We start from the raw sequence: 25,921 nt of genomic DNA on the forward strand, positions 1-25,921 counted from the left end.
TAATTTGTCTCACCACTATCATTACTTTAATCACTTTTAAAATCATTCCATTTAATCCCGTTATTGTTCTGTCATACCTCGCAATCATGACATTTTCAATTTTAATTTTATATTTTGTTTATTTAATCTTTATTGCAAAAACAACATCACAAGAAAAGAAACAGCTCGTCGTATGCTTTATTCTTATTATTGCCGCTGCTATCTTTTGGTCTGCATCTGACCAAACCTATACATCAATTACATTATTTACAGAAGATTTTACCAATCGTTCCGTATTAGGTTTTATGATTCCAACAGCATGGTTTCAAGCAATTAACCCTATCTTCATTATTATCTTTTCACCAATCTTAGCTTTTATTTGGGTCAAACTTGGGCGTAAAAACCAAGATCTTAGCTATATTTCAAAGTTTGGTTTAGCTCTATTTCTAGGTTCAATTAGTTTTATTATTTTATATTTTGCTAGTCACCAATTGGTTCAAGCAAATGGAATGGCTATTTCCTCTCTTTGGATTATTGCATTTTACTTATTTCTTACTATTGGAGAGTTGTGTTTTAGTCCAATTGGTTTATCGTGTATGACAGTCCTTGCGCCACAAAGGATGCAAGGGCAAATAATGGGATTATGGTTTATCTCTTCTGCTTTAGGTGGCATGATTGCTGGTCTTGTAGGTGGTGAAGTTTCCGCCGAAAACATTAATGAACTTCCTTCTATGTTTAAGCAATGTGCCGTAATACTCATCGTTAGTGCAGCCATATTATTCATTCTAAATAAGCCGTTTTCAAAACTCATTCATTCCTCACCTAAAAAAGTGGATTCTTCTTATGAATAAGCATGATATTTCCAAAAGACTGACATTATTAAGAGAACAAATGTCTTTATTGCAAATTGATGTTTTCATTGCAATGAGTGCAGATCCACATATGTCTGAATATCTACCTGACTTTTGGAAAATTCGGGAATGGCTAACAGGTTTTACAGGCTCAGTTGGTACTGTTGTTGTGACACAGCATTTTGCAGGGCTTTGGGTAGATGGACGTTATTGGGTTCAAGCAGAACATCAGCTTCAGAATACTGGCTTTACCTTACAGAAACTCACCAATGATGAAAGTACAAATCATTGGTCATGGCTAGCAGAACATTTAAATGAAAATGCTCAAATTTCTGTAAATACACAAACCATATCAGTTCAACAATTTGCTATTTTGAAACACATAGCGCAACAGAAAAATTTTCAAATTATTGAAGATATAGACCTTATTGCTAAAATTTGGAACAACCGCCCTGCATTACCGCAACATCCTATTTATGCAATGAAAGATGGGATTAATGCACTTTCTCGCTTAGAAAAGATTGAAAAAATTCGTGAGCATTTAATAGAACGTCAAATCAATGGACATTTTATTTCTGCATTAGATGATATTGCTTGGATTCTAAATTGTCGTGGTGCAGATGTAGAATATAATCCAATCTTTCTTTCACATTTATATATTAATCAACAACAAATCGTTTTATTTATCGACTCTTCAAAAATAGATACGACACTAAAAACACAACTTGAAGCAGATCAAATTCAAATTCTTGAATATCATCAAACTCAAGAATTTCTTTCTCAGCTTCGTGATAAACAAATTCTTATCGATCCTGCAAAAATATCTTATTTTCACCAACAAGCCTTTAGTGCTGAAACAAAAGTTATTGAAGATATTAATCCAAGTACATTATTTAAAGCTCAAAAACATACTTCAGAAATTGAACACATTAAAACTGCCATGCAAAAAGATGGCATTGCTTTATGTCATTTTTTCCACTGGCTTGAATCTGCTTTAAAAAATAATGAATCCATTAATGAATTAACAATTGATGAGAAAATTACAGCATTTCGTGCACAACAAGAAGGATTCATTGGTCTAAGCTTTTCAACAATTGCAGGATTTAATGAAAATGGAGCACTTCCCCATTATCGTGCAACGCCCGAAAGTTATAGCGAAATACACGGTAATGGTCTATTGCTTATAGATTCAGGTAGTCAATATGAAGAAGGTACAACAGACATTACACGCGTTGTCCCGATTGGTATCCTATCTGCTGAACAAAAACGTGACTATACATTAGTTTTAAAATGTCATATTGCTTTGGCTCAAATGGTATTTCCTAAAGGTCTTGCAGCACCTCTATTAGATTCGATTGCACGTCAACATTTATGGAAATATCAATTGGATTATCGCCATGGCACAGGTCATGGCGTCGGTTTTGCACTGAATGTTCATGAAGGACCACAGGTACTGTCTTATTACGCTCCAATTCATGCATATTCAAAATTACGTGAAGGGATGATTACATCAAATGAACCTGGGCTTTACCATGAAGGTAAGTATGGTATTCGTATTGAAAACCTTGTTGTAAATCGTTTAAAAGAAAATTCTCAAACGATTTATGGGGATTTTTTAGAATTCGAAACACTGACTTTATGTCCAATTCATTTGGACTGTATAGAACGTTCACTGCTCACAGAAAATGAGCGCGAATGGTTAAATCAATATCATGAAAATGTTCAAGCAAAACTTTCACCTTTTTTACAGGGTGAGGTTTTAGCATGGTTAAACCATAATACACGTGCTATTTAATTCACTGTTTTAGTAATCAATACAATAAAAATATCATCACTATTTCATTTAATTTTAACTTTTGAAATAGTGATGATCATATTAATTTAATTGCACAACCTTTCTTGTATTAGATTGATAAATCCATTGATGATCAAATAGCTGCTCATCTAAATGATCAAATCTAAAATTTCCAATCGCAACAGCATAAAAACCATGTCCATGTGATTTATTTTGTTGAATTTTTTCAATTAAGTCCGTATTAAAATTCCCCATAATAAAATCAGAAATGACAACAATATCTGCCCGATCAAAGTCTGGCTGTTTTAACATTTCTGTTGCATGTTCTAATGCAGGAATAATATCTGTTCCACCATGAAATGATTGACTTAGAAAATGAATAACATCATCAAAAGAATGATCTTTCTGTAAATCCAATGTGATTATATTTGTTGAAAAATTGATGATATACATTGCTCGTTTAGCTTTAAATGCTTGGATAGACAAATATAAACAAATCGCTTTTGCAATTAATTCAGGCTGTCCATGCATTGACCCACTCGTATCTAAACATACTACCATCGGTCCTTTTTGCCCAACCCGTTTTTTACGTTTTGTCGTGTCTTCAATGACTCTATTTGCATCATTTCCTTGTGTATTAAAACTCATTAAATTTGATTCTAAATACTTTAAATCAAATAAAATTTGTAAATCTGGATCAACCAATAATGCAAGCTCACTTGGTAATGCCAAATGTAATTCTTGAGAGAATTTAATACCTGAAAACTCTTCTTGTGCACAAACCGTTTCCATCTCTACTTCTGGCTGTTGATCTTGCTGGATATTTAACATTTTTCTATGCATTGAAGTCGGTTGTGCAGAACCAATTAAACGACACAAATGCATGAGCTCTTGATCTTTTTCTAAATAATTTGCCCATTCTTCAAAATTATGTAGGTCTTGAGCAGAAAGTTGACCTTTGGAATAATCAATCAAAATTCCTGTTTCCATGCCTAAACTTTCTTTATGTTTCGCCATTCTTTGCAATGTTGCTAAGAAATCCTTTATTTCATCTAAAAAAGCGTCTCGTTGTAAGGCAAGTTGTTCAAACTCCCAATGTGCAATTGCTTCTGTTAATTGCCTCTGCCACTTTTCTTCTATTAACTGTGCTTGTAATTGTATGACTGAGTTTTGCTTCACTTGATGATGCGTACTTTGCCAAAATTCCGTGAAATCAGGAAAGCCTAAACCTTCAGCAAAATCACGATATTGTTGCAGCATTTCACTCAACTGTAGCTGATCTATATTTTCTAGATTCATCTAATATTCTAATTGCTGTTGTACAAGTAAATAAGGATGCTGTTGGTCTAAATTAGATTTTGCTTGAAATGCCCACTCTCTAACTTTCTGATCTAAATGCTTTTCAACTTTACGATCTTCCAACCAATGTTTTAACGTAGACTGACGCAACTCATCATAAAGTTGATCTGTAACACGTGATAAAGCTTGTTGTGATTTTTGACGATCTATTTTTAGTGATGACATAGCTGTTCCAAGCGTTCACAATCTTGAATTTGCAATTGATAACGAGACAATTGCTTTTCTACAGCATTCACTAAATTTTCAGTGTCTTGAATATCTATAAACATAGAATAAAAATGTTGTTTTTTCTGCTCAAAATATTGCTTTAATTGCTGTTCAGCTGTCTTTAATTTCTCTGTCAAAATTTTCAATTATTGTTCTAATTCTTGTTTTTTCTGTATTGAAATTTCACGTCTTTGTGTTCCCTTTGCATACTTAATATAAGGTGTAACCACTTCTTCCAACCCATAATATCCTCCTCTTAAGGTACAAACACGTGCACCATTAAAATTACAGACAATTCCTCTTATTTCTTCACCTGTTGCATCTATAGCAAAGAAATCTGTTTTACTGTCCATTTTATTCAGTTCTAAATAAAGTGTTTTATCTTGGTAATGATGATCTAAATTTGTAGTCGCACGAACATATTCTTTATTTTGAATAAGATAACTTTCATATACGTCATCTGTATAATAAAAACACATCAAAATACGCTGTTCTAATTGTTCTTTTTCAATAATCAACGTATCTAAATCAAACTCATCATTTAAGCCCAATTCTAAAATCACTTCATCAATAATTTTAGCAACAAATGTAATATCTTCTTCTTGATTCCATAAACAATATTTTAGGATAAATAAATCGCTCGCTAGAACTTCCGTGCGATCATTTAAAAAGGCACTCGCTTTTACTAAATAAGCTACACGTTGCCAACGACGGTCTGAAACATAAACCTGATGATCTTCAAAGTTTTCTAATAATCGATGTTTGATTTCATCAAATAGTTTTAATACAAAATTTGTTAATTCAACATCATAAATAGACTCACGCCAGTTTACTAATTCTGCTTTAGTAATTTTTAAGCCATCACTCAATTCAACTTTATGCTGACTTGGTTTCGCTTGTAATAAGGCATGAAAATTTTGCGTTTCATGAATTGGATGTACCACTAATCTAACAATAAAACGATCATATAATGCATCTAGCCCCTGATTGGGTTCAGGTATTTCATTCGATGCACTCATTAATACATTTAATGGAACACTTTGGATTAAATCTCCATTTTTAAATATTTTTTCATTCACTAAGGTTAGTAATGTATTTAAAATGGCTGGACTTGCCTTCCAAATTTCATCCAAAAAAGCAAAATCTGCTCGTGCTAAATAATGTTCTGTTTTTCGTAAATATTGATCTTCTTTTAATGCTTTAATTGATACTGGACCAAAAATTTCTTCTGGTGTACTAAATCGATTCATTAAATATTCAAAATATGAATGTATTTCAAATGCTGCAGCTATTCTGCGTGAAATTAAACTTTTTGCCGTTCCTGGTTGTCCAAATAGAAATGTATTCTGCCCCGCTATACCAGCCAACAAACTGAGTGCAATAATATTTTCACGCTCATACATGTTTTTGCTCATTTCTACAATCAAGGCATTAATACGTGTTTTCATAAATTTAGAACTAGAAACAAAATGAAGTACTAAATTGTAACTTGCTTCTTCGTTATGCATAGAAAAAAATCAACAGTAGAACAAAATTTCTCTTTTTGCTGGAAAGCACTTCGAGTATATTATGCGTAAAAATAATACTGCTTTAAACTTGAATGTGGATTTTCACCTTAAAACTACCTCAACTACTGAGATTAAAAAAATTTCAATACAGAATGTTGACGCAAGGTGAAATTGAAATGTGTAGAACTGTATTTGGTTCATTAATTCAGTATCAAAAAGTAAAAATTGTAAATCAGCCTTATTTACCTTGGCAGCCAAATAATATGTTTATGGCACCTGAAGGTTATATTCATATTCGCGATTTGCATTTTAAGAAAGACTACTCAAAAGAAAATATAATTTATAGAGGAATTTTTATTCATGAAATGACACATATTTTACAATATCAAAAAAATATCAATGTCTTATTACAAGGTGCTCTTTTACAATTTGCTCATTATTTCAGCTTCGGCTTATATAATCCTTATAAGTATATTTTTACGAAAGGTAAACGTTTTTCTAGCTATAACATTGAGCAACAAGGGGACATTGCACGAGATATTTATTTAAAAAAAATTCCCAATATTATTTTATATGACTAATATCACGAACAAAGACAGGTTTTTTGAGGTTTTAAAAATATTGATACAAGATTTGCAACACTTAATAACTAGAAATATTAATTAAATATGCATATAACATGAATTAATATCAATATGCTCTAGCATCTCTTTTAAATTAAGCTAAAATAGTTTGCGCTAACTTTTTTACGCTGACAAATTTCATAATTTTCAGTGAAATAAATAAGGTTCTTTTTTGATATTTGCCATATTGGCATTAATTTTTACGAAAACATACGTACTCCGCATAAATAATGAAAACGAACTGGAGCATGTATGTTTTAACCTATAGGAATAGGATTAAATTTAAATGAAATCTTTTAAAATTGCCCTAGCACAATTCTCTCCACATGTCGGCAATATTGAAATAAATGTTCAACGAATGATTGAACAAACAAATGAAGCAAAAAAGCAACATGCGGATATTATTGTTTTTCCAGAACTTTCAATGATCGGTTATCCTGCGGAAGATTTACTTCTTCGTCCTAGCTTAACAAAACGCAGCGAACTAGCATTTAAACAGCTCAGCAAAGTGAAAGATATTGTGATGGTCTTCGGTTTCGTAAATCAAACTGAAGATGGTCAACGTTATAATTCTGCTGCCGTCATGAAAGATGGTCAAATTTTAGGAATCTACAATAAGCAAAATCTACCAAATTATAGTGTTTTTGATGAAAAACGCTATTTTAGTGAAGGTCACCAACATCTTGTATTTGAATACTTAGGGCATAAATTTGGTGTTTTAATTTGTGAAGATACATGGTCACTCAAAACTGTACAGCAACTTTCTCAATTAAATGTTGAAACTGTACTTGTCCTAAATTCATCACCTTATGAAGTAGGTAAGCCTCAGCATCGTGTTATAACGATGAGCGAGCTTGCAAAACAACTAAACATTAATTTAGTTTATGTTAACCAAGTTGGTGGACAGGATGACTTAATTTTTGATGGTACAAGTTTCGTTGTTAATCAAGATGGTAGTATTGCTCTTCAAGCACCAAGCTATAAAGAAATGGTGTTTTTTGCAGAATACGATGTTACTCAAAAAGCCTTTAAAATTGGTGAAGTGACACCTGCTCTTGATACCATGGCTGAAATTTACCAAGGCCTAGTCATGGCAACGCGTGATTATATTAATCGTTCTGGTTTTCCGGGTGTAATTTTAGGTCTATCTGGTGGTATTGATTCAGCATTAACACTTGCAATTGCTGTAGATGCAATTGGTCCAGAAAAAGTTCAAGCTGTCATGATGCCATATACCTATACAGCTCAAATCAGTGTAGAAGATGCTGCTGAACAAGCAAAAAATTTAGGTGTTGTATTTGGTATTGCTGAAATTAACAATATTGTAAATAGCTTTATGCAAACTCTTTTCCCATTCTTTGGCAATTCACCTGCGGATACAACTGAAGAAAATCTTCAAGCGCGTTCACGTGGTACGCTTCTTATGGGACTATCAAATAAATTCGGAAACCTTGTCTTATCTACAGGGAATAAATCTGAATTAGCGGTAGGTTACTGTACATTATATGGTGATATGGTTGGTGGCTATGCCGTGCTTAAAGACGTATATAAAACCATTGTTTTTGAATTAGCAAAATACCGTAATAGCATTTCTGAAACACCTGTAATTCCTGAGCGTGTGATTACACGCCCACCTTCTGCGGAACTTCGCCCAGATCAAAAAGACCAAGACTCTTTACCTGCATATGAAGTCCTTGATGCCATCCTTTATGCTTATATAGAAGAAGATTTAAGCCAAGATGACATTATTGCTAAGGGCTTTGAAAAAGATGTTGTTGAAAAAGTCATTCAATTGGTTGATCGTAATGAATACAAACGTCGCCAAGGTGCAATTGGTCCTCGCATTACATCACGTGCGTTTAGCCGTGAACGTCGCTATCCAATCGTAAATGGTTGGAAACCTGGCGTTTAATTAGCATTATAAATAAAAAAGCCCAAATTAATATTTGGGCTTTTTTTATATTTTAAAATTACATTTGAGATTGAATATAATTTTGTAAACCAATTAACTCAATTAAACGAATTTGTTTTTCTAACCAATATGTATGGTCTTCTTCAGTATCAGCCATTTGTTGACGAAGAATATCACGAGTAATGTAATCGCCTTTCTCTTCAGCTAATTTTACACCTTGTGCAAGTTTTTCACGCACATGATATTCAAGTTTAAGATCTGCTTTTAAACATGAAACAACATCTGTGCCGACATCAATATCTTCACGATTCATGTTTGGCGTGCCTTCTAAAAATAACACACGACGAATTAGCGCATCAGCATGTTGTGCTTCTTCTTGCATTTCATGATCGATACGCTCAAAAATTTTAGTTAATCCCCAATCTTCATACATGCGAGAATGAATAAGGTACTGATCACGAGCTGCCAGTTCGCCACCAATCAACATATTTAGATAATCTACGACTTCTGGATTGCCACGCATTTTAATTCTCCATACATTTTCCAACATTATGGAGAAACAGCGTTGTTATTGCAACGCCACAAACAACTAAGTTTATGATTTTAATACAAAATAAATGATAAGCATACGCATTTTCAATTTCAATCTGCAATTTTATACATATAAAATAAGCCCTTGCAGGTCACAATAAAATGAATCGCTTATTTATTATTAGACAATCTATAGAGAGAAAATTGTAAATATTAAAAATGAGTCTTATTTATTCTAAAAATCATTCCATGCTGTATTCGAAATTATGTACTTTAAAATAAAAAAGCCTAACAACAATGTTATTAGGCTTCTTTAAAAGAATAAATGTTAAGCTGAATAAACACCATATTCTTTCATTAAGTCTAAAAATGCTTGTTCTGTAAGGACTTGAACACCAAGCTTTTCAGCTTTCTCTAGTTTAGAACCTGCTTTTTCACCAGCCACTAAACATTTTGTTTTACTTGAGACACTACCACTTACACGTGCACCTAACGCTTGTAGCATTTGAGTAGCTTCATCACGTCCCATTTGGCTTAAGGTTCCCGTAATCACCCAACTTTCACCATTTAAAGGCTGACGTGTTGGTGCAATTGGTGCATCCCAATGAATTCCTGCGGCAATTAAACGATCAACCACTTCTAAATTATGAGATGCACGGAAGAAATCAATAATCCATTCCGCAGTAATATCACCTACATCTGGTGTTTTCTTTAAAGCATCTAAATCTGCTTCACGTAAAGCATCTAGTGTTTGGAATGTATTTGCTAGCATACGTGCTGTAGTTTCACCTACACCACGAATTCCCAAAGCATAAATAAATGATGCCAATGTCGTTTTCTTACTATTTTCAATCGAATCAATCAGGTTTTGAACTGACTTTTCACCCATTTTTTCAATCGTCAGTAATTTTTCACGATGCTCATGCAAATGGTAAATATCAGCAACATCTTTCAATAAATCTAAATGTAATAAAGATTCTGCCCAACGATCACCTAAACCTTCAATATCCATTGCTTTACGTGAAACAAAATGACGAATTGCTTCAATACGTTGCGCAGCACAGTATAAGCCACCAGAACAACGTGCTAAAGCTTCACCTTCAGGCATAACTACGGGTGATGAACATACTGGGCATTGCTCTGGAAGATGAACTTCGACAGCATCTACAGGGCGAAATTCAGGCCAAACCTTTTCAACCTTCGGAATTACATCACCACTACGATACACACTGACTGTATCGCCAATACGAACATCTAAACGATGAATTTCACCAATATTATGTAAAGTTACATTTGAAACTGTTACACCACCTACAGCAACTGGATTTAAACGTGCTACAGGTGTTAACGTTCCTGTACGCCCAACTTGCCAATCAATATTTTCAACTGCAGTCAATGCAGCAACTGCGGGGAATTTATAGGCTGTTGCCCAACGTGGTTCACGACTTAAAAAACCTAATTGTTGCTGTTGTTTAAGATCATTAACCTTAATCACCATACCATCAATTTCTACACTTAAGTTTGGACGTTCTTGATTGATTTGTTCATATGCTTTTTGGACGTCTTGAATGGACTGACAAACAAATTGACGCTCACCAACTGCAAATCCAAATTGAGTTAACCACTGCAAACTTGCCGACATGGTTGTTTGATTATGATGTGGCTGGCACTGTGCAATTCCATAAGCATAAAAAGCCAAAGGACGAGATGCTGCAATATTTGGATCAAGCTGACGTAAACTACCTGCGGCTGCATTTCGCGGATTAGCAAAGGTTTTTTCACCTTTAGCTTCATTTTCAGCATTCAGCTTTTCAAAACCTGCTTTCGGCATTAACACTTCGCCACGAACTTCTAAAAGTTCTGGAATTTGACCTGATTCTGAAGTAAGTACTTTAGGCAAATTACGAATGGTTTTCACATTTTGAGTAATGTCTTCTCCAGTTTCACCATCTCCACGTGTTACTCCACGAACAAGAATGCCATTTTCATACCATAATGAAATTGCGAGACCATCAAATTTTAATTCAACATCATATTCAATTTGTTGATTAGGTAAACGCTCTTCTGCACGTCGTGCAAAAGCAAAAAGATCTTCCTGATTAAATACATTACCCAATGACAACATTGGAACAACGTGTGTCACATTATCAAATTTAGATAAAGGCCGCCCACCCACTTTATTGGTCGGAGTATCTGCTTGTAATAAATCTGGATATTGCTCTTCTAATGCTTTTAATTGGTGAAATAATTGGTCATATTCACTGTCCTCAATAGTAGGTTGATCCATCACATAATAAGCATGATTATGCTTTGCAAGCATCTGAATCAATTGACGCATTTGCGCTACGACAGTTGAATTTTGAGTCATAATTTCACCATAAAAAAGGGCGGTTTCCCGCCCTGAAATTTCAAATATAAGATTATTATAAAAAGCCCTGCTTCGGCTTTCAATCTACTTAAGCACGAATATTTTTTTGCGACTTATAGTCAATCGCTTGATGACGCCAATATTCACGTAATTGTGGTGTTAACTCATAATTTTCTTGATCCAATACAACACCATCAATTTCACGAGCAATAAGCCCTGCAATACTGACCATAGTATCAAAAGCATTTTGAACATCACCATGCGGTAAAGCTAAGAAACATGCCAAACCTTTAACTTCTTCAGTAGATAAAGTTTCTAAGTCAAAACCTTCTGTTCCTTCTTCTGTCAGCTTTAAAACAGAGAATAGTAACTTTGAACCATCATCATTATAACGATGGAAACACTTCATTTCGCCAAAACGTAAACCATATTTTAAAAGAACTTTTAAGGTTTTCTCACCCGATAAAATACGTCCTTTAGAAATAATATTTAAGGCAATAAATGACTCAGCTGTTACCAAGGCACATTCATCATCTACTCTATTTTGCTCATGTAAATGTGCATCTAAGATTGAGCTTTCATCATTAAAATCTGCAATTTCTGCTTTATCAATTTGCTGACTAATATTAAAACTTTGCACTTCTGTTTTTAAATCTGGCAATTTTTCAGATACAACTGTATCTGTTATTTCAGATTGATTTTTAACTTCAGTTACTTCAACTTTAACAGATTCTTCTTGTAATGAAATTGATTCTGTTGTCGTATCAGGCTTTTCTTTTTCTTCAACAACAGTATTTTCAGCTAATGTTGGTTCTACACGATCAGCATCTTCAACTTTTAATTGATCTCTGACGTGACGAGGAATAATCGGTTGTTGTGATTCATCATTGATATGCAAGGTACTTTCTAACGATGGCGCTGCATCACGGGGTTTTCTGAACATTAAACATAGTCCAACCACCATAATAATAACCGCAATCACAATCCCCACGATTGTCGTGATTTCCATTTTACGCCTCCGCAACTAAACCATATTCAGCAGCTTCTTCTAAATTTACTGAAACTAATTTTGATGTTCCTGGTTCAGGCATGGTCACACCAAGTAAATCGGTTGCCATAGTCATTGCCAGCTTATTATGTGTGATGTAAATAAATTGAACCTGTTCTGAAAGCTCTTCTACAAGATTACAAAAACGGCCAACATTTGCATCATCTAATGGTGCATCAACTTCATCTAAAACACAAAATGGTGCAGGATTTAAACGGAAAATTGCGAAAACCAACGCAAGTGCAGTTAATGCCTTTTCTCCACCTGAAAGTAATGCCAAAGAGCTATTACGCTTACCTGGTGGGCGTGCCATTAACTTAACGCCAGACTGCCAATCATCCTCAAGGCTTAAACTCGCCTCTCCCCCATTAAATACTTTAGGAAATAAAACTTGTAACTCTGCATTGACTTGATCAAAAGTCCCCATAAATAATTTACGAGTTTCTTGATCAATACTTTTCATTGCAGATTGTAATTGATCTACCGTTTTTTTTAAATCATCAATTTGATGACTTAACTCTTCATAACGTTTTGAAACTTCTTCATATTCATCTGAAGCAGCCAAATTGACTGCTCCAAGCTTTTCAAATTTTTTCTGTGCAGATTCAAGTTTCTCTTGATGAGCTACCAAATCAATAATTAAACCTTTTAATACATCACTATTCATTTCTTTTAACTGATCTGAATAATGCTGTAAATCAGATTTTGCTGACTGCCAAGCCAAACGTTTTTCTTCAAGCGCTGTACGAAGCTTCTCATCTTGTTGTTGATGCTGATGTCGCTTTTCAGTTACAGACTGTTGCTTTTCTTGAATATTATTTAATTCAACTTGCCACTCATTCCACGTTTTTTGTAACTTTTCAGTGGTTTCAGCTTGTTCAGCATATTGTGTTTGTAAGGCTGGCAATTCTAATTGTACAGGATCTACAAACTTTTTAGATTGTTCCATTTGCACCATAATTTGCTGATATTGTGCTTTTAAAAATGAAACATCCTTTTCTAACAATTCCAGTTGTTGATTAGTTTGAGTAGATTGACGTCTTACCAATTCCACTTCTTGCTGCGTATGTGACAACAAGGTTTGTGAGTTTTCAAGCTGCTCCGTCAATTCATCTAATTGAAATTGGAGCGTCTTATAATTTGGAAGTGCCTGTTCCAACTTTAATGTAAGTGAATGCAAATCAATTTCTAAATCATCTTTTTGCATTGCATCTTCTTCAAGTTGCTCATCTAACTGTTGAAGTTGATTATGCAATTGTTGTTTTTGCAGTGTAAATGCTTGTGCTGTACTTTGAATTTTTGCCAAATTCACATCTAAAGTTTGTAATGCTTTTTGCTGTAATTTCAACTGCTCTTGATGCGTTTGAATATCACCTTGAGTTTTCTGTACTTGCTCTAGAATTAAAGGAAGTTGAGCTTCTGCTTCATCATATTTAGGCAATAACTCATTTAACTGAACTTCAATTTCATCCAAACGAATTCGATGACTTAATGCACCTTGTCCTGCTTGTGATGATTCATCATACATCAGACCAATCACCCAATCAGACCCGACATGATAGCCATCTAAACTAAGAAAACTCTGACCTGTTTGTAGTTGTGATTGCAACTGCAATGCTTGTCCAAGTGTTTGTGTAATTGCCACATGCTGCCATAAAGAATGAATAGGTTCCTCAATCCACTCTGCTAAACAAACTAAACCTGCAATATTATTTTTAACCAAATTCGTTGATGCTTTTAATTGACGAGCAATACTTTCTTGAAAGTTTTCAGATGCATCAATGACATTGGCAGATAACCATTTAGCAATAAATTTTTCAATTAAATGTGCATATGGTTTTGCTGAAGTACTTAACTTCAACACATCCATCAATTGAGTAGACTGTTGATTTTTCTGTGGGCTAATTTTAGCCATCAATTGATTTAAATTTTTCTGCTCAGACTGAAGAACTTGAATCTCAGATTTAAGGTTTGCACATAATTGTTTCTGTTGAGTTTGCTGTTCTTGAATCTGATTTAATAATTCACGTTCAGCCTGTAAAACCGTCTCAATCTCCTCTATTTGTAGAGTAATTTGCACTTTTTCTTGTGCATATTGATCAATTTCATTTTGCTGATACTGATTCTGAATTTGCTGTACTTGTTGCTGCAAAGTTTCTTTTTGCTGCTCAATACGCGTAATATTTTTAGTTAACTGCTCACTCTGTGCAAGCATTTGCATTTTTTGCTGTTGTTGCTTTTCAACTTGCTGCTTTACTTGCTCAAATTGTTGTGCAACCTGTTGATGCTGTGCTTTAAGTGCATTTAAATCTTGTAAACGATCAGCGCTTTGTCCTTCTTGAACTTTTAACTGTTCCGTTTGGTCTTCTTGCTGCTGCGCTAAAGTTTCAATTTGTAGCTCAATTAACTGTAATCGTTCTTTGGTCTGAACTTTTTGCTCTTCAAGCTGAGTTAAAGTCGTTGTATTTTGTTGAAGTAAACTTTGCTTTTGCTCCAACGTCATTTTTAACTCTGCAAGTTTTTTTTCTGCTTGTTGCCATTCATTTTGCAAAGGTGTCGATTGTTGAATTAAGCGCTGAAATAACTCACTAGTAGATGATAAATCATGTTCAAGTGTTGTTAGTTCCGAACGAACAAGTTTAAATTGTTCGCCTAAATCATTCATTTGAACTGTATATTCTTCTTGCAATCGCAGACTTTGTTCACATTGAAATGAAAGTACTTCTATCTTAATTGTACGGATCTGCTGTTCTAATTCTTTATATTGAATGGCTGTTTCAGATTGACGTTTAAGCGTTTTAAGTTGCGAGCGTAATTCTGTTGCAATATCTTCAATACGAGATAAATTTTGATTCGTATGCTCAAGATGCAACATAGTTTCACGACGACGTGCTTGATAACGAGAAACTCCAGCAGCTTCTTCAATAAAAACACGCATTTCTTCAGGTTTGGCATCAACTAAACGGTTAATCATTCCTTGTTCAATAATTGCGTATGAACGAGGTCCTAAACCTGTACCTAAAAAGATATCGGTAATGTCACGGCGACGGCATTTTGTTCCATTGAGAAAATATTCAGATTTCCCATCTCTATTGACTTGTCGACGAACAGCTAATTCATTATATGCGTTATAAGCACCACCTAACTTCCCATAGGTATTATCAAAACGTAATTCTACACTTGCTACTCCAATAGGTTTACGCTTTGCCGTTCCTGTAAAAATAACATCTTGCATGCTTCCACCACGTAATTGGCGTGCACTAGACTCACCCATTACCCAACGAATCGCATCGATTACATTTGATTTACCGCAGCCATTTGGCCCCACAACGGCGGTACGGTTGGCTTTAAAGTTTAATGTCGTACTGTCGGCAAAAGACTTAAAGCCTGAAAGTTTTAAACTGCTTAAACGCATAATATCCTAGTTTTTTCGTCGTGAACGTCTTGCCCACGCCAATTCGATCTGTTTCATTCGTGTCAGAGACTCCAACACTAAGTCACATAAGTGTCGGCAAAAATCTTCCATAAATAAAGTGGCTTGTTGTGATTTTCGGGTTAAAATAGCATCGATCACGAGTTTAAATAATTCTAATGATTCTTGTAGCTCTCTGCGCGATGTATTTAAGACTAAAAAGTAGCTCCTTCTCAATGAAGGCAACAACTCTTGATAGAATCTTATCACATAAATATTACCAATAAATTCTTCTTCTTGAGCAAATAGTTGAAAAATTAAATCATAAAATTGATTAATATTCCCTGCCTGACATGCTTCTACTAGCTGTTCTAAAAGATCTCTTATTTTTATCATGTCGTTCAAATGCCAAGTCTCTGCAATTCGATATACCACCGTACCTAATAATAAGCTTGTGACATTAAATAAATCTGTGACTTTTTGGGTTGACATTTCTGAAACGACAGCACCTCGTCGCGGATAAATTTCAATTAAATGGGTACGCTCTAATAGTAATAATGCTTCTCTTACAGATCCTCGACTAACATCTAATTCCTGAGTAATACTTAGCTCAGGAATTCGTTCACCTTCAACTAAATCACCAACAATAATTTTATCACTAATATGTTGAGCAATTTTTTCAGATAGGCTATCCATATATTGTTTTTGCATATCACCCCTGTCTTTTTTTTATTCACTGTGATCATGGATTTCAAATTTAGAGCACCTTATAAAGGATTTTCTCTACAAAAGAATATGACACTGTTAGACAGTTTCATGTCAGCAAAGACAATTGGTATAAAATAGGTTTCAAATCAATAAAATGAATTTATTCCTTTCGTCAAAAAGTAGATTCCAACGACTGTAAGTAACCCTGCGAAACATTTTTTCAACATTGCTGGTGATAATAAATGAGCAACTTTGGCACCTTGTTTTGCTGTAAAAAAACTCATGACGCTAATTCCAAAGAAGGCATAAATTTGTATGTAGCCAATGGTATTTGGAAGATTTTGTGTTGCTTGTTGACCGAACCACATAAAACCTAAAGCACCCGCAATTGCAATCGGTAAACCACAGGCAGCAGATGTCCCTACCGCTTTTTGCATCACAATTCCGCATTTATTTAAAAAAGGAACAGTTAAGCTGCCACCACCAATACCAAAAATTGCTGAAGCAATGCCAATACCACCACCGGCAAGAATTTGTATACTTTTTGCTGGAAGTTTTTTACTTGGATCAACCACAGCTTTTGATCCTTTAAACATTCTCCAACCTACCCAAATTGCAAAGACACCTAATAAACATTGCAACCATTGACCTGGTAGTAAATCGGCAATCCCTGCACCAAAAAATGAACCTAATACTAATCCTGGTGCTAAATTTCTAACGACTGACCAAATCACAGCACCATTTTTTTGATGTGCTAGTAAAGAACTAATCGAAGTCACGATAATCGTTGCTAAAGAGGTTCCCAATGCCATATGCATCACAGCAGATGGATCATAATTTAAATATGTAAAAACAACATACAAAATTGGCACAATAATTAATCCACCACCTACTCCAAATAGGCCAGCAGAAAATCCTGCAATTGCACCAATCAACAAATATATGATTAACTCCATCTATCTTGTTCCTTAATTCTTTATTCAAATGGACTTAGAAACCCGTCAACTTCAAAAATATCTTGCAGATGCGCAGGAACTTCCAGCAGTCTTAATCCTTAAACCAGTAACAACATCAACAAATGATGATGTTAAAGAAATTGCGCTCAAAGGTGTCCAAAGCATTTTAATTTGCAGCGAAAAACAAACTCAAGGTCGAGGACAGCAACAACGCAAATGGTTATCTCCGGAAGGGAATATCTATTTAAGCACATTACTGAATGTGCAAACACCTGTTGATGGGCGTTTATCATTAGAAATTGCACTTAATATTTTACAAACCACAAGCTTTAAAGATTTAAATTTGCAAGTAAAATGGCCAAATGACCTTTATTATAACAATAGAAAATTAGGTGGAATTCTCATTGAACCCATTTCCCCTTATCAGGTTGTAGTTGGTATTGGCATCAATCTTTTACCAATTCCTACGGAGAATATAGATCAATCAGCCTGTTCACTAACAGAAATTGGCTTATTATCACCTAATCGTACTCAATTAATAGCAGAGCTATATCTAGCTGTTCAACAGGCTGGACAGTGGTTTAACTATAATTGTTATAATTTAGCGGCAAGATTTAATCATCATGCAGCATTTATGCATGAGCTTGTCTGTTTTGATCATGCTCAAGGGCAAACACAAGGTCAATTCATTGGTATTGAAGATGATGGCGCTGTTCTCATTCAACAAGATGATCAAATCATGCGTTTTTATCAAGGTCGCTTGAAACGTTTATAAACTCCCAATAGAGCATCAAACATGAAAAACTTATGGTTAGATATAGGCAATACTCGCCTAAAATATTGGGTCACAGAAAATGAAGAGACCATCGAACATGCAGCTGAGTTACATTTACAGTCTCCAGCAGATTTACTATTAGGATTGATCCAACATTTTAAAACACTTCAAGTACAGCGAGTTGGCGTTTCCTCAGTTCAAGATATTAAAAATAATGATCGTATTCATAAAATTTTAGAACTTTTAGATGTCCCAGTTATTTTCGCCAAAGTTCATGCAGAGTTCTCAGGGCTTAAATGTGGATATGACAATGTACAACAGCTAGGTATTGATCGTTGGTTACAAGTTCTTGCTGTTATTGATGATCCTCAGGATAATTATTGTGTTATTAGCTGCGGAACTGCTTTAACAATTGATTTAACAGAAGGCTTACAGCACTTAGGGGGATATATTCTTCCGAATCTTTATTTACAAAGAGATTCACTCATTCAAAATACCAAAGGTATTAAAATTCCAGATGCTGCATTTAATGAACTCACACCAGGTCGAAATACAATAGATGCCGTACATCATGGTATTTTATTAGGCTTACTCAGTACAATTGAGAAAGTTCTTGAGCAACATCCCCGCAAATTAATATTAACTGGCGGAGATGCTCCCCTATTTGCTCAATATTTAACAAAATATAATCCAGTAATTAAGGAAAATTTATTACTTCAAGGTTTACAAAAGTATATTCAGTGCCATTAAATGGTACTGAATATAAAAAAATATTGAATGTTTAACAAAAATATTACAAAATGAGAAAAAATAAACATTTTCACAACTAAAATAGTTAATCAGAGATAATTATGAATATTCAATCATTTATACGTTCAGCTATTCTAGCTACGTTTTTTATATTTTCTAATCAAACATTTGCAAATAATACAACAAGCTCCTCAGCATCTATTATTAAACAACCTATTGTTGCCTTTTTTGGCTACGATCCTGACTATTGTACTTGCTCTGATGATGAAAATGACATTATATACTCCCCAACTCCTATTGCTGAAGGCTTTTATCGTATTCTTTTAGGACGTAATGATAAAGGTTATTATTTTGTACAAGACTTTTATCAAGAAAATAATCAAGCTCAGTCTTCACCATTTTGGATTCCTGAGACACACTCGCTTTTTTCATTTGAACCAAGCTATTATGAAGGCTCTACAACCTTATTCAGAAAAAATGGTGATATTGCTGAAAACTTTACATTAGAAGAAGGTATATTAATTTTTGGTGAACAATTTTATAAAAATAATAAAAAAGCTGTTGTATATAAATTCAACAAAAATAATCAATACCAAATTACAATGTGGTATGACTCAGGCAAAAAAGCTGCCGAATACACAGTTGATGAATATTTTGAATTTATCAAAGGTAAAGCCTGGGATCAAAATGGCAAGTCTATATCTGATGTTAAAAGTGTAATAAGTCAAATTAATTCTGATTTAATTGATATTTTTTAATCACCCTCAAAGCAAAATTCTAAATAAAAAAGGCGCCTAAGCGCCTTTTTTATTGATTCCAAATTATTTTTTCGAATCATTATTTCCAAAGAGTGGTCCCATACCACCACCGCCACCGAATTGCTTTTGCAAGCCACCCAATGAACGCATCATTTTTGCCATACCTGATGGATTAGCAAATTTTTTCATCATCTTCGCCATTTGCGCATGTTGTTTAATCAGTTTATTGACTTCAACAACATCCATACCACAACCTGCGGCAATACGCTTTTTACGGCTCGGATTCATTAAGTCTGGATTACGACGCTCTTTGATCGTCATTGACTGAATAATTGCTTGCATCTTTTTCACTTGCTTTTCAGGGTTTGCCTGAGCAAGTGCATCTTGAATACCTGAGTTACTCATGCCAGGTAACTTATCCAAGAAGCCCATCATGCCGCCCATTTTATTCATTTGTTCAAACTGCATAAGCATATCTTCAAAGTTGAAGTTACCGCCTTTTTGCAGCTTTTTCGCCATTTTTTCAGCTTTTTCTTTGTCAACTTTACGTTCAAGCTCTTCGACTAAAGAAAGTACATCACCCATACCTAAGATACGTTGTGCAATACGCTCAGGATGGAATGGCTCTAAGGCATCAAGTTTTTCACCCATACCTAAGAATTTGATTGGCTTACCTGTAATGGCACGAACAGATAACGCTGCACCACCACGTGCATCACCATCAGTTTTCGTTAAAATAACACCAGTTAATGGTAAAGCATCATTAAAGGCTTTTGCTGTATTTGCCGCATCTTGACCTGTCATCGCATCGACAACAAATAAAGTTTCTGTCGGATTAATTGCAGCATGAAGCTCTTTAATTTCGTCCATCATGTCATCATCGACATGTAAACGACCAGCTGTATCGACAATTAAAACATCAGCAAATTGAATTTTAGCTTGTTCGATTGCACGCTTCGCAATATCAATTGGTTTTTCATTGGCATCCGATTCAAAGAAAATCGCACCAACTTCACCAGCAACAGTTTGTAACTGTTTAATCGCTGCAGGACGATAAACGTCAGCAGAGACCATTGCCACTTTCTTTTTCTGACGTTCTTGTAAGAATCGTGCTAATTTTGCAGCAGTTGTGGTTTTACCAGCACCTTGCAAACCTGCAAGAAGTACAACCACTGGTGGTTTTGCTGCAAGGTCAAGGCTTTCATTCGCCTCACCCATCATTTTCGTTAGTTCAGTATGAACAATTTTAACGAAAGCTTGCCCAGGAGATAACTGACTCATCACCTCTTGGCCCAATGCCTCTTCCTTAACTTTCGCGATGAATTCACGAGTTACAGGTAATGCAACATCGGCTTCAAGAAGTGCCATACGCACTTCACGTAACGTATCTTTAATATTGTCTTCGGTTAGCTGCCCTGAGCCAGTAACATTTCTTAAACTCTGCGTGAGTCGTTCTGTTAAGGTATCAAACATTGCAAAATCCGCGTAAAATAGCCAATAGCAAAAAAATCTTTCTTAATTTAGAAAATTTATGCTCAAGATGCTATAGGATACTTTAGTTCGAGTAGAATTTATATAAATGAATTTTCATCATCCTTAAAAAAGGTTTGACATGATTAGCCTTCCACTGGTTTATACAGTCTTAGCATTAGTCGCTTATACCACAGGCTTTTGGTATTTGTTCCTACGTTTAATGTCTAAAAGTGAAATTAATCACTGGTTAATTGGACTCATTCTTAGTGTTGGTCTAATTCTGCATGGGACTGTTCTGTATTACGACATTATTACTCCCCTTGGCGTAAATTATGATGTCTTTAATTTAATTTCCTTTACTTCAGGCTTAATGCTACTTCTAAGCATACTATTTAGTACTTATCGCCCTGTAATGACCATGAATTTAATTGGCATTCCAGTGGCAGCGATAGGGTTAATTTTGGGCTTTGCATTTAGCCAACATAATATTTTAATTGAACGTCATTCAGTTGGGCTAGATGCACATATCATCCTATCCTTAGCCGCTTATGTTGTTTTACTCATGGCGACAATTCAAGCTATAATTCTATGGTTTCAAAATCGAGAACTTAAAAATAAACAAAAGCGTCGAATTTGGGTCAATCTTCTTCCTTCCTATCAAGCCATGGAATCACTATTGTTCGACATGCTCATTGTTGGCTTTGGTTTATTAACCATCGCCTTATGTTTGGGCTTCTTTACGATTGATGACTTCTTTGCTCAACATTTGGCACATAAAACAGCCTTTAGCATTATTTCTTGGTTTATTTATGGCTCTCTTTTAATCGGTCATTATAAATTCGGCTGGCGTGGTCAAAAGGCAATTCGCTTCACCATTTTAGGTTTCTTCTTATTAGCATTGGGTTTTATTGGTTCTAAATTTGTTTTAGAAATGATTTTAACTCACTAAACATCATATACAAAAATATTCACATAAATGCCTTTTTTATATAATAAAAGGTATTTATGTTTTTAATAAACAAAATATTATACATAGCCCGAATCGCGGATAAGGATTCTGTTTTAAAGCAAGTAATAAAAGTAATTTTATGCATATTTTGTGATTTTTTTAAAACAAAATATAAGCTTTCTATAACTCACGATGATAAAAATTCCTCAAGATTATATTTCCTTAAGCAGGATTCGGGTTATAAATAGATTAAACACTCTATTTTTAGCATTTCCATCCTCCTATCTTAATTTAAAAATAAATAAAAAAATTATCGATTTAACAATATAAAAAATTTTAAACTTAATTTTAAAAATCAATTAAAAAATACAAAAGCATAACACTCTAGAATCTATTTAATTGACTTGCATCACATATTAAAAAAAATAAAGCTGATAAAATTACGAGATAAAAAACAGGGTACAAAATATGAAGTTATCTAAATGCCTTTATCTTACATCAAGTATTTTTCTTAGCCAGTCTGTATTTGCAAACAGTTTTTTAGATACCTTTGAAGGTGCTCCAAAAATCAATGCAAATATATATGTATTTGCTGCAGATGTAGATGGAACATTAAGTGAAAAAAACATTAAATATAATGTAGATCAGCCTTTCAGTGATACCGTTAAACATCTTGACCGAGTATTTATGAGTTATCTTGATTTCCGTAAAGGTGATTGGGGCATTTACATTGATAAACAACTCGTTAAAACATCAGAAGATGAACAAGTATTCCAAGTTCCTGTTGCAATCAGCACAAAACTCGACCAAACCAGTTACGGTGCTTATTATCAAGCATATAAATCACCTGAACTCAATTATAATAAACAACATAAACTTCTTGTAGAACCGACAATTGGTGTTCATCACACAGAAGCAAAAGCCACATTAGCAGCTTTAAATATTACCAAACAAGCAAAATTAAATTGGAATGAATTCTTCTGGGGAGCTCGAATTCGTTATAATTTTGATTCTCCTTGGAATTTAGCATCTGAAATCACATTCGGTGCAGAAAACACCATCTCAGCTCATGCCTATGTTGGCTACAACATTCCTGTTTTTGATCGTTTAGTCAATCTAAGAGCGGGTTATCGCTACTTCAAACAAGATTATCAAGCGAATGACTTCCACTGGGATATCCGTCAAAGAGGTCCTGTAATTGGCATCAACTTACCTATTTTTTAAAGGATAGAGCAACATGAAACATAAATTCAAAAAAGCACTTTGCGCGGTTGCTATTCTTCTCGCTGGAGAAGCAGCAATGGCTTGTACTCGAGTCGTCTATCTCGGCGAAAATAACAATATTATGACTGCCCGCTCTATGGACTGGAAATCTGATGTTGGTACAAACATGTGGATTTTACCAAACAAGGTAAAGCGTACAGGTATGGCAGGTCCTCGATCTATTGAATGGACTTCAAAATATGGTAGCGTTGTTGCAACAGGTTATGATATTGCAACCACTGATGGTGTTAATGAGAAAGGTTTAAATGCTAACCTACTTTGGTTAGTTGAATCTGAATATCCAAATGCAAAAGACAGTAAAAAACCACTTTTAAGTCTTTCACTTTGGGCACAGTATATTTTAGATAACTTTGCAACAGTTGATGAAGCTGTTAAAGCTTTAGAAAAACAACCATTTGATGTCGTTACTGATTCTGTTCCAGGGCAAGATCGTCTTGCTGCACTTCATTTATCAATTTCTGATGCAACTGGCGATAGCGCGATTGTTGAATATGTTGATGGAAAACAAGTTATTCACCATAGCCGTAAATATCAAGTAATGACAAACTCACCAACGTTTGATCAACAGCTTGCATTAAATGCTTATTGGCAACAAATTGGTGGAACAGTAATGTTGCCTGGAACAAACCGTGCATCTGACCGTTTTGCTCGTGCATCATTCTACATCAATGCTATTCCACAAAATGGAACAACGAAAGATAGCCTTGCAAGCGTATTTAGTGTAATTCGTAATGCCTCTGTTCCATTTGGTATCAATACAGAAGCGGAACCAAACATTTCTTCTACTCGCTGGCGTACAGTTGTAGATCACAAAAATAGCTTATATTTCTTTGATTCTGCTGTTTCACCAAATGTATTTTGGATTGATTTAAAAGAGATTGATTTCAATAATGGTAAAACTCAAAAGCTTGACTTAGGTCCAGACCAAGCAATTACTTATTCAGGTAAAGCAAATGCATCATTTAAAGATGCAAAACCTTTCCCATTCTTAGCTGCTAAAATTTAATTATTTAAGCACAGGATGAATTAAGAATATCTTGGTTCATCCTCATTCATTTTCCAAACAATACTTCATCTACCTTCCTATTATTTTTATAAATTATATTCAAATTTAGCTAATAAACAGATTTTCAATATCACTAGACAATACACTATAATTTGCGTATAACACCGTTTTTTATTGTTCAGGTATAACACATTGAAACTTGTACTGGCACCGATGGAAGGCTTAACAGATCCAATTATGCGAGATGTTCTTACATCCGTAGGAAGCTTCGATTGGTGTGTTACTGAGTTTATTCGTGTCACAGATACTGTTCTACCTGATCATGTGTATCATACATATTGTCCTGAATTAAAAACCAATGGTAAAACTGCAGCAGGTACACCTGTACATGTACAATTTTTAGGAAATAATCCTGAAATGTTAGCAGCAAATGCTGTTCGTGCTGTTGAATTAGGTGCTCCAGCCATTGATATGAATTTTGGTTGCCCTGCAAAAACAGTGAATAGACATCGTGGTGGTTCTGTCTTACTTGATGAACCCGATGTTGTTTATGAATTAGTAAAAGCAGTACGCGCTGCTGTTCCTGTACATATTCCCGTTTCTGCGAAAATGCGTTTAGGTTATTTAGACCGAAATTTCACACTAGAAAATGCACATGCAATTGAAGATGCTGGCGCAGCTTGGGTGACGGTTCATGCGCGAACTAAAGCAGATGGTTATACTCCGCCTGCATTTTGGGATTTACTCCAACCCATTCGTGAAGCGATTAAAATTAATGTTATTGCCAATGGGGAAATTTGGACGAATTCAGATGCCAAACAATGCCAATTAGAATCAGGCTGTGAAGATCTAATGATTGGTCGTGGTGCAGTCACGACACCTGATTTAACTCAATGCATTCGTCAAAACACAAATGAACCTTTATTGATGTGGAATGATTTACTTGGACTACAAATTCGCTTCTTAAATGGCTCATACAAAAAAGAAATGAATATGGTCGGTCGCTATAAACAATGGTTAGGCATGATGTCAAAACACTACCCTGAAGCAAAACAACTTTGGGATGAAGTGAAACGTGTTAAACCATTAGATGAAATTATTGAAAAGTTAAAAGCACAAATTTAATGAAGAGCTAAAAATATAGAAGAATAGAAAACTCTATTCTTCTTCTGCCAAATGAATCAAACGCTCACTAATACTATCTGCACGTAAAAATGCTAAATCATAACTAGCTATAGCCAAAGCTAACACACGTCGTTCAAACTCTTGCCAAATAGGTTTTACCTGTTGTGATTGAATACCTAAACCACTTTCATTTGCAAAATTTTTATTTTTTTCACAAATCTTTAATGCTTGATATAATTTTCTGCCTCTACTCGCATCATCACGTAAACGCACACGCTTAGATAATACAAAGCCTTCTACATGTTTTAAATCTGCAAATGGCAACATAGGCACTAAAATTTGGTCTAACTGAGCATCTAATCGTTTCCATATAGTCGTTTGCTGTTCAGGTGTAAAAGTATTCCAACGAATCACTTCATGATTAAAACGTCGACACCCACGACAAACTGAATCACCAAACACCGTAGAGCATCGCCCTGCACATGGGGTTAATGAGGCAATTCGACGATCATTACTCAAAACATACTCCTCATTTATTCGGATA

The 25,921-nt window shown here is 34.7% G+C and carries 23 protein-coding genes; 11 read left to right on the top strand and 12 right to left on the bottom strand.

Going from position 1 to position 25,921, the window contains the following annotated elements:
- Positions 1-2: 2 nt before the first annotated feature.
- Entirely contained in the window at positions 3-830 is an 828-nt protein-coding gene (locus AOY20_RS00620) for an oligopeptide:H+ symporter (protein ID WP_227510410.1), read from the top strand.
- Entirely contained in the window at positions 823-2,625 is a 1,803-nt protein-coding gene (locus AOY20_RS00625; RefSeq protein ID WP_054580077.1) for an aminopeptidase P family protein, read from the top strand. The genes AOY20_RS00620 and AOY20_RS00625 overlap by 8 nt, the downstream gene beginning before the upstream one ends.
- 81 nt (positions 2,626-2,706) lie before the next feature.
- Here AOY20_RS00625 and AOY20_RS00630 read toward each other — a convergent pair whose 3' ends face one another.
- The 4 genes from AOY20_RS00630 to AOY20_RS00635 are packed head-to-tail and all read right to left on the bottom strand — an operon-like array spanning position 2,707 to position 5,699.
- Positions 2,707-3,924: a VWA domain-containing protein gene (locus AOY20_RS00630; protein ID WP_227510349.1), complete on the bottom strand. Its 1,218-nt coding sequence runs from the start codon at positions 3,922-3,924 to the stop codon at positions 2,707-2,709.
- Positions 3,925-4,149, bottom strand: coding sequence for a hypothetical protein (locus tag AOY20_RS14885; RefSeq protein WP_227510350.1), 225 nt, complete (start codon positions 4,147-4,149; stop codon positions 3,925-3,927).
- Positions 4,137-4,337 carry a hypothetical protein gene (locus AOY20_RS14890; protein WP_227510351.1) on the bottom strand — a complete coding sequence of 67 codons (201 nt, stop codon included), beginning with the start codon at positions 4,335-4,337 and terminating at the stop codon, positions 4,137-4,139. Before AOY20_RS14890 ends, AOY20_RS14885 begins: the two co-directional genes overlap by 13 nt.
- Positions 4,338-5,699 carry an AAA family ATPase gene (locus AOY20_RS00635; RefSeq protein ID WP_227510352.1) on the bottom strand — a complete coding sequence of 454 codons (1,362 nt, stop codon included), beginning with the start codon at positions 5,697-5,699 and terminating at the stop codon, positions 4,338-4,340.
- A 92-nt stretch (positions 5,700-5,791) separates the two neighbouring features.
- Here AOY20_RS00635 and AOY20_RS00640 point away from each other — a divergent pair, with 92 nt between their 5' ends.
- Both AOY20_RS00640 and AOY20_RS00645 read left to right on the top strand, forming a co-directional pair.
- A complete protein-coding gene (locus AOY20_RS00640) occupies positions 5,792-6,280 on the top strand; it encodes a hypothetical protein (protein WP_054580078.1) in 489 nt (162 codons plus the stop codon).
- 328 nt (positions 6,281-6,608) lie between these two features.
- Entirely contained in the window at positions 6,609-8,234 is a 1,626-nt protein-coding gene (locus tag AOY20_RS00645) for an NAD+ synthase (protein ID WP_054580079.1), read from the top strand.
- A 58-nt stretch (positions 8,235-8,292) separates the two neighbouring features.
- Here AOY20_RS00645 and ftn read toward each other — a convergent pair whose 3' ends face one another.
- The 6 genes from ftn to AOY20_RS00675 form a co-directional block, all read right to left on the bottom strand.
- The gene (ftn, locus tag AOY20_RS00650; RefSeq protein ID WP_054580080.1) at positions 8,293-8,757 is read right to left on the bottom strand and encodes a heteropolymeric bacterioferritin subunit Ftn; all 465 of its coding nucleotides are present in this window, start codon (positions 8,755-8,757) and stop codon (positions 8,293-8,295) included.
- Positions 8,758-9,093: 336 nt separating this feature from the next.
- Positions 9,094-11,133: an NAD-dependent DNA ligase LigA gene (gene ligA, locus AOY20_RS00655; RefSeq protein ID WP_054580081.1), complete on the bottom strand. Its 2,040-nt coding sequence runs from the start codon at positions 11,131-11,133 to the stop codon at positions 9,094-9,096.
- An 88-nt stretch (positions 11,134-11,221) separates the two neighbouring features.
- Positions 11,222-12,142 (bottom strand): cell division protein ZipA C-terminal FtsZ-binding domain-containing protein, encoded by a 921-nt coding sequence (locus tag AOY20_RS00660; RefSeq protein ID WP_054580082.1) that lies wholly within the window; start codon positions 12,140-12,142, stop codon positions 11,222-11,224.
- 1 nt (position 12,143) lies between these two features.
- Entirely contained in the window at positions 12,144-15,596 is a 3,453-nt protein-coding gene (smc, locus tag AOY20_RS00665; RefSeq protein ID WP_054580083.1) for a chromosome segregation protein SMC, read from the bottom strand.
- A gap of 6 nt (positions 15,597-15,602) precedes the next feature.
- Complete coding sequence (locus AOY20_RS00670) at positions 15,603-16,304, bottom strand: GntR family transcriptional regulator (RefSeq protein WP_054580084.1); 702 nt, start codon at positions 16,302-16,304, stop codon at positions 15,603-15,605.
- Between the two features lie 143 nt (positions 16,305-16,447).
- Positions 16,448-17,257 carry a sulfite exporter TauE/SafE family protein gene (locus AOY20_RS00675; protein ID WP_054580085.1) on the bottom strand — a complete coding sequence of 270 codons (810 nt, stop codon included), beginning with the start codon at positions 17,255-17,257 and terminating at the stop codon, positions 16,448-16,450.
- A 28-nt stretch (positions 17,258-17,285) separates the two neighbouring features.
- On the opposite strand from AOY20_RS00675, the gene AOY20_RS00680 reads away from it, so the two are divergent.
- The 3 genes from AOY20_RS00680 (at position 17,286) to AOY20_RS00690 (ending at position 19,540) form a co-directional block, all read left to right on the top strand.
- Complete coding sequence (locus AOY20_RS00680; protein WP_054580086.1) at positions 17,286-18,032, top strand: biotin--[acetyl-CoA-carboxylase] ligase; 747 nt, start codon at positions 17,286-17,288, stop codon at positions 18,030-18,032.
- Positions 18,033-18,053: 21 nt separating this feature from the next.
- A complete protein-coding gene (locus AOY20_RS00685) occupies positions 18,054-18,782 on the top strand; it encodes a type III pantothenate kinase (RefSeq protein ID WP_054580087.1) in 729 nt (242 codons plus the stop codon).
- Positions 18,783-18,883: 101 nt separating this feature from the next.
- Positions 18,884-19,540, top strand: a complete 657-nt coding sequence (locus AOY20_RS00690) for a hypothetical protein (RefSeq protein WP_054580088.1) — start codon at positions 18,884-18,886, stop codon at positions 19,538-19,540.
- A gap of 63 nt (positions 19,541-19,603) precedes the next feature.
- Here AOY20_RS00690 and ffh read toward each other — a convergent pair whose 3' ends face one another.
- Positions 19,604-21,013, bottom strand: coding sequence for a signal recognition particle protein (gene ffh, locus AOY20_RS00695; RefSeq protein WP_054580089.1), 1,410 nt, complete (start codon positions 21,011-21,013; stop codon positions 19,604-19,606).
- 139 nt (positions 21,014-21,152) lie between these two features.
- Between ffh and AOY20_RS00700 the strand changes: the two genes are divergently transcribed.
- The 4 genes from AOY20_RS00700 (at position 21,153) to AOY20_RS00715 (ending at position 25,377) form a co-directional block, all read left to right on the top strand.
- Positions 21,153-21,962: a cytochrome C assembly family protein gene (locus AOY20_RS00700; protein WP_054580090.1), complete on the top strand. Its 810-nt coding sequence runs from the start codon at positions 21,153-21,155 to the stop codon at positions 21,960-21,962.
- A gap of 468 nt (positions 21,963-22,430) precedes the next feature.
- Positions 22,431-23,186, top strand: a complete 756-nt coding sequence (locus AOY20_RS00705; protein WP_054580091.1) for a hypothetical protein — start codon at positions 22,431-22,433, stop codon at positions 23,184-23,186.
- Between the two features lie 13 nt (positions 23,187-23,199).
- Positions 23,200-24,252 carry a linear amide C-N hydrolase gene (locus tag AOY20_RS00710; RefSeq protein WP_054580092.1) on the top strand — a complete coding sequence of 351 codons (1,053 nt, stop codon included), beginning with the start codon at positions 23,200-23,202 and terminating at the stop codon, positions 24,250-24,252.
- 192 nt (positions 24,253-24,444) lie between these two features.
- The gene (locus AOY20_RS00715) at positions 24,445-25,377 is read left to right on the top strand and encodes a tRNA dihydrouridine synthase (protein ID WP_179944818.1); all 933 of its coding nucleotides are present in this window, start codon (positions 24,445-24,447) and stop codon (positions 25,375-25,377) included.
- 33 nt (positions 25,378-25,410) lie between these two features.
- On the opposite strand, the gene AOY20_RS00720 is transcribed toward AOY20_RS00715, so the two are convergent.
- The gene (locus AOY20_RS00720) at positions 25,411-25,896 is read right to left on the bottom strand and encodes a DUF1289 domain-containing protein (RefSeq protein ID WP_054580094.1); all 486 of its coding nucleotides are present in this window, start codon (positions 25,894-25,896) and stop codon (positions 25,411-25,413) included.
- Positions 25,897-25,921: the final 25 nt, after the last annotated feature.

Source organism: Acinetobacter equi (genome assembly GCF_001307195.1).
GTDB classification, from domain to species: Bacteria; Pseudomonadota; Gammaproteobacteria; order Pseudomonadales; family Moraxellaceae; genus Acinetobacter; species Acinetobacter equi.

Excerpts from the sequence above, each read along its gene's own strand:
- AOY20_RS00625 (WP_054580077.1), top strand. The coding sequence starts at position 823 with ATGAATAAGCATGATATTTCCAAAAGACTGACATTATTAAGAGAACAA.
- AOY20_RS00630 (WP_227510349.1), bottom strand. The coding sequence starts at position 3,924 with ATGAATCTAGAAAATATAGATCAGCTACAGTTGAGTGAAATGCTGCAA.
- AOY20_RS14885 (WP_227510350.1), bottom strand. The coding sequence starts at position 4,149 with ATGTCATCACTAAAAATAGATCGTCAAAAATCACAACAAGCTTTATCA.
- AOY20_RS00635 (WP_227510352.1), bottom strand. The coding sequence starts at position 5,699 with ATGCATAACGAAGAAGCAAGTTACAATTTAGTACTTCATTTTGTTTCT.
- AOY20_RS00640 (WP_054580078.1), top strand. The coding sequence starts at position 5,792 with ATGTGGATTTTCACCTTAAAACTACCTCAACTACTGAGATTAAAAAAA.
- AOY20_RS00645 (WP_054580079.1), top strand. The coding sequence starts at position 6,609 with ATGAAATCTTTTAAAATTGCCCTAGCACAATTCTCTCCACATGTCGGC.
- ftn (WP_054580080.1), bottom strand. The coding sequence starts at position 8,757 with ATGCGTGGCAATCCAGAAGTCGTAGATTATCTAAATATGTTGATTGGT.
- ligA (WP_054580081.1), bottom strand. The coding sequence starts at position 11,133 with ATGACTCAAAATTCAACTGTCGTAGCGCAAATGCGTCAATTGATTCAG.
- AOY20_RS00660 (WP_054580082.1), bottom strand. The coding sequence starts at position 12,142 with ATGGAAATCACGACAATCGTGGGGATTGTGATTGCGGTTATTATTATG.
- smc (WP_054580083.1), bottom strand. The coding sequence starts at position 15,596 with ATGCGTTTAAGCAGTTTAAAACTTTCAGGCTTTAAGTCTTTTGCCGAC.
- AOY20_RS00670 (WP_054580084.1), bottom strand. The coding sequence starts at position 16,304 with ATGCAAAAACAATATATGGATAGCCTATCTGAAAAAATTGCTCAACAT.
- AOY20_RS00675 (WP_054580085.1), bottom strand. The coding sequence starts at position 17,257 with ATGGAGTTAATCATATATTTGTTGATTGGTGCAATTGCAGGATTTTCT.
- AOY20_RS00680 (WP_054580086.1), top strand. The coding sequence starts at position 17,286 with ATGGACTTAGAAACCCGTCAACTTCAAAAATATCTTGCAGATGCGCAG.
- AOY20_RS00685 (WP_054580087.1), top strand. The coding sequence starts at position 18,054 with ATGAAAAACTTATGGTTAGATATAGGCAATACTCGCCTAAAATATTGG.
- AOY20_RS00690 (WP_054580088.1), top strand. The coding sequence starts at position 18,884 with ATGAATATTCAATCATTTATACGTTCAGCTATTCTAGCTACGTTTTTT.
- ffh (WP_054580089.1), bottom strand. The coding sequence starts at position 21,013 with ATGTTTGATACCTTAACAGAACGACTCACGCAGAGTTTAAGAAATGTT.
- AOY20_RS00700 (WP_054580090.1), top strand. The coding sequence starts at position 21,153 with ATGATTAGCCTTCCACTGGTTTATACAGTCTTAGCATTAGTCGCTTAT.
- AOY20_RS00705 (WP_054580091.1), top strand. The coding sequence starts at position 22,431 with ATGAAGTTATCTAAATGCCTTTATCTTACATCAAGTATTTTTCTTAGC.
- AOY20_RS00710 (WP_054580092.1), top strand. The coding sequence starts at position 23,200 with ATGAAACATAAATTCAAAAAAGCACTTTGCGCGGTTGCTATTCTTCTC.